Consider the following 6422-nt stretch of genomic DNA (forward strand, 5'->3'; position numbering starts at 1 on the left):
AGGGTGAAACAACGCTTTTATTGTAGCAAAAGCGCTATAAGAATCGTGGGTTAATACTCATACAAATTATGTTTGAGGACGAAAGGCGGATTTTTTTGTTGTTGGTGCCAAAGACTACTCACCTCCGGCCCACCCAGTTCGACAATACGCTCGCGAAACTCTGAACTGGTCATGGTTTCACGGCAAGCCATCATCTGTTCAATTAACGGTAACGTGACACCAGAAATCACTTCGCAACGGGAGTGTTTGTGGCTTAATAATGAAGCCACGCGGTACGGTGGCGCTCCGGCTATATCGGTTAAGAAGATGACACCCTCACCAGAGTCCGCTTCATGCAGAGCATCGCACATCATGCGGCTGAGCATATTAGAGCTTAACCCACGCCAGAAATTCACGGCCCGGCACTGAAGAAGCGCCCCATGTTTTTTCTCCAGCGCATCCAGTATCTCTTGCGCCCGGTCATCGTGACAGGTAATTACCCAACCTAACATCGCCTTCCTCCTTAGCCGAAAATCAGTCTACCCTGACCATTGTTGATAAAGGGTGATAGCCGTCAAAACTCCTCTCCCCCAAATCCAGAGGAGAGGAAATAGCCTTAGCTACGCAAACCACGTCCACGTTGGATCAGCGACCAACAGATCAAATAAAACGCCACAATAAAGACCACCAGTACGCCAAAAGTAGTGACCAGCGGAACATCATTGATACCGAGGAAGCCGTAGCGGAAACCACTGATCATATAAACGATTGGGTTCAGGTGCGACAGCCCTTGCCAGAACGGCGGCAACAAAGTCAGTGAGTAAAAGACCCCACCCAAATACGTGAGTGGCGTTAACACAAAGGTTGGCACCAGGCTGATGTCATCGAACGTTTTGGCAAACACACCGTTCAGCAAACCCGCAAGGGAGAACAACACCGCCGTGAGCACCAGGGTTAAGGCAACGAATACCCACGAATGCACCTGAAACGGCACAAAAAACAGTGAAATTGCCGTCACCAGAATGCCAACAAACAGACCACGCGCCACGCCACCGCCGACATATCCGGCAATAATGACGTGAGTCGGAACCGGCGCTACCAGCAGCTCTTCAATATTACGCTGGAACTTGGCACCAAAAAATGATGACGCAACGTTGGCGTAGGCATTGGTGATCACCGACATCATGATCAGCCCCGGTACGATGAACTGCATATAGCTGAAGCCATGCATATCGCCAATACGCGAACCAATCAGGTTACCGAAGATAATAAAGTAAAGGGTCATGGTGATGACTGGCGGCACCAGCGTCTGCACCCAGATACGCATAAAGCGATGGATCTCTTTCGCCCAGATGCTTTTTAGCGCCACCCAGTAAAGATGCATCATGCGCGATCTCCTTGTTTTTCATTAACCAGTGAAACAAACAGCTCTTCCAGACGGTTAGCTTTGTTACGCATACTTAATACCTGAATGCCCTGCTCACTTAACTGCGTAAATACGCTGTTGATCCCCTGCTCACGCAGCACTTCAACTTCCAGCGTCGCGGTATCGACCAGTCGATACTGATAGCCATCGAGCTTCGGTAACGGACTTTTCGGTGCGAGATCGAGAATAAAGGTTTCCGATTTCAGCTTCGCCAGCAGCGCCTTCATCGAGGTATTTTCCACCAGCTCACCGTGTTGAATAATGCCGATATTGCGGCACAGCATTTCTGCTTCTTCCAGGTAGTGTGTGGTGAGAATGATGGTGGTGCCTTTGTCGTTTAAATCCTTCAAAAAGCCCCACATTGAGCGGCGAAGTTCAATATCCACGCCTGCGGTCGGTTCGTCGAGAATCAGTAGTTTAGGTTCATGCATTAACGCACGGGCAATCATTAAACGGCGCTTCATCCCGCCAGATAACATACGCGCACGTTCGTTGCGTTTTCCCCATAGATCGAGTTGTTTAAGATATTTTTCGCTGCGGATGTACGCCTCTTTGCGCTCCACACCGTAGTACCCTGCCTGATTTACCACAATTTGCTGCACGGTTTCAAACGGGTTGAAGTTAAATTCCTGCGGCACCAGTCCCAACTGACGTTTAGCGTTCACGACATCTTTCTCGAGATCGTAACCAAATACGCTGACCCGCCCGGAGGTTTTATTTACCAGAGAGCTGATAATACCGATAGTGGTCGATTTCCCGGCCCCGTTCGGCCCGAGAAGCGCATAAAAATCACCCGCTTCGACCTGCAAATCTATTCCACGAAGCGCCTGAACGCCGCCTGGATAAGTTTTTTTAAGCTGTTGAAGTTCCAGTGCAATGGTCATAAATTTTTACTTACCTTACGTTCTTACACTTTATCTGTGGTTTAAATCGTCCCGGAGTTGCCCTATATTAGCCAAACGTAATTATTTGGTTACAGGTCGTTAACCTCCATGAAAGACATAGATACACTCATCAGCAACAATGCACTATGGTCAAAAATGCTGGTGGAAGAGGATCCCGGGTTTTTTGAGAAACTGGCACAAGCGCAAAAACCGCGCTTTCTATGGATTGGATGTTCCGACAGTCGCGTTCCTGCAGAACGTTTAACCGGTCTTGAGCCGGGCGAACTCTTTGTTCACCGTAATGTTGCTAACCTGGTCATTCACACCGACCTGAACTGCCTTTCCGTGGTTCAGTATGCAGTGGATGTACTCGAAGTTGAACACATTATTATCTGTGGCCACTACGGTTGCGGCGGCGTACAAGCCGCAGTTGAAAACCCGGAACTGGGGCTTATCAACAACTGGCTGCTACACATCCGCGATATCTGGTTCAAACATAGCTCATTGCTCGGCGAAATGCCGCAAGAGCGCCGTCTGGATACCTTGTGTGAACTGAACGTCATGGAACAGGTGTATAACCTGGGCCACTCCACCATTATGCAATCAGCGTGGAAACGCGGGCAGAAAGTTACCATTCACGGCTGGGCCTACGGCATTCACGACGGCTTGCTGCGTGATCTGGATGTTACTGCCACCAACCGCGAAACCCTTGAGCAACGTTACCGTCACGGGATTTCCAACCTCAAGCTGAAACACGCCAACCACAAATAAAAATGCCATGCCGGATGCAACACATCCGGCAACTTCACACTTACTCGTCCAGCAGAATCACTTTGCCAATATACGGCAGATGACGGTAACGCTGTGCGTAATCAATGCCGTAACCCACCACAAACTCATCCGGGATCGAGAAACCGATAAATTCTACCGGGACGTTCACTTCACGACGGGACGGTTTATCCAGCAGCGTACAAATCGCCAGCGACTTCGGTTCGCGCAGGCTTAAGATCTCACGCACTTTCGACAGTGTATTCCCCGAGTCGATGATATCTTCAACAATCAGCACGTCCTTGCCACGGATATCTTCATCCAGATCTTTGAGGATTTTCACATCACGGGTGGTGGACATGCCGCTACCGTAGCTGGAGGCGGTCATAAAGTCGACTTCATGAGATACCTGAACTTCACGGCACAGGTCCGCCATAAACATAAATGAGCCACGCAGCAGACCCACCAGCACCATATCGCTGCCGCTGTCTTTGTAACGCTCAGTAATCTGACGACCCAGTTCGGCGATACGCGCTTTAATCTCCGCTTCGGGGATCATTACTTCTACAGTATGTTTCATATCTCTAACCATATGATTTAAAAACAAATCACTTCGCACGGGCAGGTTTTGGCACCGCAACAAAGCGCAAGACACGCAGTATACCAGTAAAACTATTCATTCGCGGAATCTGTTAATAAAGCTCGAATTGTGATGACGATCACACATGTTAAAACCTATAATTAATTGCTACTAAAATATTAATGAATTGAAATGGTGTCTCTTTATGGCAATTAACAATACAGGCTCGCGACGATTACTCGTCACGCTAACAGCCCTTTTTGCAGCGCTTTGCGGGCTGTATCTACTCATTGGCGGAGGCTGGCTGGTCGCGATTGGCGGCTCCTGGTACTACCCTATCGCTGGCCTTGTGATGCTCGGCGTCGCCTGGATGCTGTGGCGCAGTAAACGTGCCGCGCTTTGGCTATACGCCGCCCTGCTGCTCGGCACCATGATTTGGGGCGTCTGGGAAGTTGGTTTCGACTTCTGGGCGCTGACTCCGCGCAGCGATATTCTGGTCTTCTTCGGCATCTGGCTGATCCTGCCGTTTGTCTGGCGTCGCCTGGTCATTCCTGCCAGCGGCGCAGTTGCCGCACTGGTGGTGGCACTGCTGATTAGCGGTAGTATCCTGACCTGGGCCGGATTTAACGATCCGCAGGAAATCAACGGCACCTTAAGCGCCGATGCCACACCTGCGGAAGCTATCTCACCCGTTGCCGATCAGGACTGGCCTGCCTATGGTCGCAATCAGGAAGGTCAACGCTTTTCACCTCTGAAACAAATTAACGCCGATAACGTCCATAATCTGAAAGAAGCCTGGGTGTTCCGTACTGGCGATGTGAAGCAGCCGAACGATCCGGGCGAAATCACCAATGAAGTGACGCCGATTAAAGTGGGCGACACCCTTTACCTGTGTACCGCTCACCAGCGCCTGTTTGCGCTCGATGCCGCCAGCGGCAAAGAGAAATGGCATTACGATCCTGAGCTGAAAACTAACGAGTCTTTCCAGCACGTAACCTGCCGTGGCGTCTCTTATCATGAAGCCAAAGCAGAAACGGCTTCGCCGGAAGTGATGGCGGATTGCCCGCGTCGTATCATTCTTCCGGTCAATGATGGTCGACTGATTGCGATTAACGCTGAAAACGGCAAACTGTGCGAAACCTTCGCCAATAAAGGCGTGCTCAATCTGCAAAGCAATATGCCAGACACCAAACCGGGTCTGTATGAACCGACTTCGCCACCGATTATCACCGATAAAACCATCGTGATGGCAGGTTCAGTTACCGATAACTTCTCAACCCGCGAAACGTCTGGCGTGATCCGTGGTTTTGATGTCAACACCGGGGAGCTGCTGTGGGCTTTTGATCCCGGCGCGAAAGATCCGAACGCAATCCCGTCTGACGAACACACCTTTACCTTTAACTCGCCAAACTCGTGGGCACCAGCGGCCTATGACGCGAAGCTGGATCTGGTGTATCTGCCGATGGGCGTGACCACGCCGGATATCTGGGGCGGTAACCGCACACCGGAACAGGAACGTTATGCCAGCTCGATTCTGGCGCTGAATGCCACTACCGGGAAACTGGCGTGGAGCTACCAGACCGTTCACCACGACCTGTGGGATATGGATCTTCCGGCACAGCCGACGCTGGCGGACATCACCGTTAATGGTCAGAAAGTGCCAGTTATTTACGCTCCGGCGAAAACCGGCAACATTTTTGTGCTCGATCGTCGTAATGGCGAACTGGTGGTTCCGGCACCGGAAAAACCGGTTCCCCAAGGTGCTGCCAAAGGCGATTACGTTACCCCTACTCAACCATTCTCGGAACTGAGCTTCCGTCCGACGAAAGATTTGAGCGGTGCGGATATGTGGGGAGCCACCATGTTTGACCAACTGGTGTGCCGCGTGATGTTCCACCAGATGCGCTATGAAGGCATTTTCACCCCGCCATCTGAACAGGGTACGCTGGTCTTCCCGGGTAACCTGGGGATGTTCGAATGGGGCGGGATTTCCGTTGATCCAAATCGTGAAGTGGCAATTGCCAACCCAATGGCACTGCCGTTTGTTTCGAAACTGATCCCGCGTGGTCCTGGTAACCCGATGGAGCAGCCGAAAGATGCCAAAGGCACGGGTACGGAATCCGGCATTCAGCCACAGTACGGTGTACCGTATGGTGTTACGCTCAACCCGTTCCTCTCACCGTTTGGTCTGCCATGTAAACAGCCAGCATGGGGTTATATCTCGGCGCTGGATCTGAAAACCAATGAAGTGGTGTGGAAGAAACGTATTGGTACGCCGCAGGACAGTATGCCGTTCCCGATGCCTGTACCGGTGCCGTTCAATATGGGTATGCCGATGCTGGGCGGGCCAATCTCCACGGCGGGTAACGTGCTGTTTATCGCCGCTACGGCAGATAACTACCTGCGCGCTTACAACATGAGCAACGGTGAAAAACTGTGGCAGGGTCGTTTACCAGCGGGTGGTCAGGCTACGCCAATGACCTATGAAGTGAATGGTAAGCAGTATGTGGTGATCTCCGCAGGCGGTCACGGTTCATTTGGTACGAAGATGGGCGACTATATTGTGGCTTATGCGCTGCCGGATGATGTGAAGTAAGACTTGCTCAGATTGCTGACAACGTGCGCGTTGTTCATGCCGGATGCGGCGTGAACGCCTTATCCAGCCTACAAAATTGTGCAAAATCAATGGATTGCACAGCTAGCGTAGATACTGTTATGGCCTGCAAGTTTTTTCCTGGTCCGGTTTCCCGGATTGCAGGCATGCCAGACACAGCGCCGTCAGGCG

The 6422-nt window shown here is 51.3% G+C and carries 6 protein-coding genes; 2 read left to right on the top strand and 4 right to left on the bottom strand.

What is annotated here, in order from left to right; genetic code table 11:
* Positions 1-50: 50 nt before the first annotated feature.
* From FTE26_RS03775 to FTE26_RS03785, 3 genes are all read right to left on the bottom strand, one after another.
* Positions 51-491: a PTS sugar transporter subunit IIA gene (locus FTE26_RS03775; protein WP_000901989.1), complete on the bottom strand. Its 441-nt coding sequence runs from the start codon at positions 489-491 to the stop codon at positions 51-53.
* Between the two features lie 104 nt (positions 492-595).
* Entirely contained in the window at positions 596-1366 is a 771-nt protein-coding gene (locus FTE26_RS03780) for an ABC transporter permease (protein WP_000972203.1), read from the bottom strand.
* Positions 1363-2289 carry an ABC transporter ATP-binding protein gene (locus FTE26_RS03785; RefSeq protein WP_000150637.1) on the bottom strand — a complete coding sequence of 309 codons (927 nt, stop codon included), beginning with the start codon at positions 2287-2289 and terminating at the stop codon, positions 1363-1365. The genes FTE26_RS03780 and FTE26_RS03785 overlap by 4 nt, the downstream gene beginning before the upstream one ends.
* Positions 2290-2397: 108 nt before the next feature.
* Between FTE26_RS03785 and can the strand changes: the two genes are divergently transcribed.
* Entirely contained in the window at positions 2398-3060 is a 663-nt protein-coding gene (gene can, locus FTE26_RS03790; protein ID WP_000651599.1) for a carbonate dehydratase, read from the top strand.
* 40 nt (positions 3061-3100) lie between these two features.
* On the opposite strand, the gene hpt is transcribed toward can, so the two are convergent.
* The gene (hpt, locus tag FTE26_RS03795; protein WP_000683335.1) at positions 3101-3637 is read right to left on the bottom strand and encodes a hypoxanthine phosphoribosyltransferase; all 537 of its coding nucleotides are present in this window, start codon (positions 3635-3637) and stop codon (positions 3101-3103) included.
* Positions 3638-3842: 205 nt separating this feature from the next.
* Here hpt and gcd point away from each other — a divergent pair, with 205 nt between their 5' ends.
* On the top strand, positions 3843-6233 hold the full coding sequence (gene gcd, locus FTE26_RS03800) for a quinoprotein glucose dehydrogenase (RefSeq protein WP_001297052.1): 2391 nt from the start codon (positions 3843-3845) through the stop codon (positions 6231-6233).
* Positions 6234-6422: the final 189 nt, after the last annotated feature.

Source organism: Escherichia sp. S10b, assembly GCF_028421345.1.
Taxonomy (GTDB): Bacteria; Pseudomonadota; Gammaproteobacteria; order Enterobacterales; family Enterobacteriaceae; genus ECMA0423.